Origin of the sequence: Pseudomonas sp. DD1 (assembly GCF_044510355.1) — a bacterium.
GTDB classification, from domain to species: domain Bacteria; phylum Pseudomonadota; class Gammaproteobacteria; order Pseudomonadales; family Pseudomonadaceae; genus Aquipseudomonas; species Aquipseudomonas shahriarae.
The window spans coordinates 1-1997 of sequence record NZ_MSAJ01000023.1 but is presented as its reverse complement, the minus strand read 5'-3'; the positions used below and the strand labels follow the sequence as shown (position 1 = coordinate 1997).

At 60.6% G+C, this 1997-nt stretch carries 2 protein-coding genes; one reads left to right on the top strand and one right to left on the bottom strand.

Annotation, left to right across the window (positions count from 1 at the left end):
- On the bottom strand, positions 1-454 hold a 454-nt coding region (locus PSFL_RS16420), incomplete at its 3' end, for a ribonucleotide-diphosphate reductase subunit beta (RefSeq protein ID WP_397470276.1).
- Between the two features lie 224 nt (positions 455-678).
- Here PSFL_RS16420 and PSFL_RS16415 point away from each other — a divergent pair.
- On the top strand, positions 679-1146 hold the full coding sequence (locus PSFL_RS16415) for a GNAT family N-acetyltransferase (RefSeq protein ID WP_057439736.1): 468 nt from the start codon (positions 679-681) through the stop codon (positions 1144-1146).
- Positions 1147-1997 lie beyond the last annotated feature (851 nt).

Below are 1997 nucleotides of genomic sequence, written 5' to 3'. Positions count from 1 at the left end.
AGCCCAGGTTGCGCATGACGATGCGACGTTCGTCGTCGGTCAGGCCTTCGGGGTTTTTCCACAGGGCGATGTCGGCGGTCATGTTGACCTCTTGCGGCATCCAGTGGTTGGCGCAGCCGTCGAGGTATTTTTGCCAGGCCCAGTCGTACTTGAAGGGTACGAGTTGGTTGAGGTCGGCGCGGCAGTTGATCATGCGCTTTTCGTCAACGGCGACACGGGCGGAAGCGCCTTCGAGTTCAGCGAGGCCTTCGGCGACGTCGAGTTTGTCCAGGGCAGCCTTGGCGCGCACGATGGCGGCGGAGTCGTTGGCGGTGACGGCGCGGGCTTCGATGGCAGCGGCAGCGCCGGCACCGTCGAGGCGGTCCATGTTGGCTTCGGTGGCGTGGCCGGCGTTGGTGCCACGGATGACCGCTGCACCGGTGTCTTCGTTGTCGACTTCGTCCCAACTCAGCATGAAATACTCCTTCCTGGTCTGTTCTGGCGGCGTATGAAACCGTCCAGAAAACTCGATAATTACCGGCTTCGCACACTATGTAGTGGTCGGCTGCCTGGGTGGGCACACTATATGGTGTGTCGGAAAGTTGGTCAACGCACAAGATGTGCGGTCTTCGGTCGCTGCCCGGCGCAAGATCGGCTATAACGCCTGGGTTTACTGGCCACACTCGGAATCTCAAGGGAATGAAAAATCTACTGATCCGCCCAGCGACCCCAGAAGACGCCGAGAGCATCTTCCTGGTGCATAAAAACTCCGTCGAAAACCTGTGCAATGCCGACTACGGTCCCGAGCAGATTGCCATGTGGCTCGACGGTCGCTCACCTGAGACCTACCGCTCGGCCATCGACGCGGGCAACCTGTGGTTGGCTTGCAACGACAGGCTCCAGGGCTTCGTGGAGATCGACGGCCATGAAGTCAGCAAGTTGTTTATTCGTGGAGAGGCAGCCGGGCAGGGGCTTGGTGCGCGTCTGCTGGCCGAGGCTTTGCAGCGCATCGCCGCAGCTGGGCATGACAGGGCCTATCTGGAGGCGACCCTGACCGCCGAAAAATTCTATGCCTCGCATGGCTTCCGCAAGATTGGCGAGGGAACATTCAGCCGGGGCAATAGCCCGGTGTCCATTGAGATCATCAAGATGGAGCGGGCTTTGTAGTTCGGTGCTCTACCAGTTGCTTCTTGCTGGTCCTGCAAGACTGCCTGCGTCTGCTCTGGAAGACGGGAGTTGTGATCCAGGCAAAGGCCGGTGTGTGCAAAACGCCGCCAGGATTATGATCAGTACTGTGGGGTTCTGCAGGGTGGGTACATATCCGTTGCTGCGGTCACGGCCACTTAGGGTTCCGCTCTTACAGCGGCTCACTTTGGAAGAGCCCCAAAGTAAGCAAAGGGCTTTTGCCCCACCACTCGGTGCCTCGCCCAGGCTCGGCATGCCCGCAGTCAGGCATTGCTCCGTGGGCCCGCCGCGATCGGCCATCCCTGGCCGTGTCGCGGCTACCCCGGCATCCATGCCGGGGTGCCCACTGCGCAATACCTGCCTGCGGCCATCGTGGTTTAACGGGGCGCCTAAGATCAAAAGCAGAGCAACAGCGCGAAGCTGCACTCCCCTGTGGGAGCGGGCTTGCCCGCGATGGCGCCCGAAAAAACACATCAGAGTGTCAGGTATTCATTTGTCATCGTTAACGACCATCGCAGGCAAGCCAGCTCCCACAGGGGTACGCGCACGCTTCGACGATCAGGTCGGCTCTAAGGCCGCCTCGCTTTGCTTTTGATCTGAGGCGCCCCGTTAAACCACGCTGGCCGTCATCCGATATTGATTTGGGGGGTAACCCGGCAGGACGCCGGGTTAGCCGCGCTGGGCCATGGATGGCCCATCGCGGCGGCCCCCCAAATCAATGTCGGATGACGGGCACACCGAGCCTGGGCGAGGTGCCGAGTGGTGGGGCAAGAGCCCTTTTGGTTACTTTTGGGGCTCTTTTCCAAAAGTGACCCGCTGTAAGAGCGGAACCA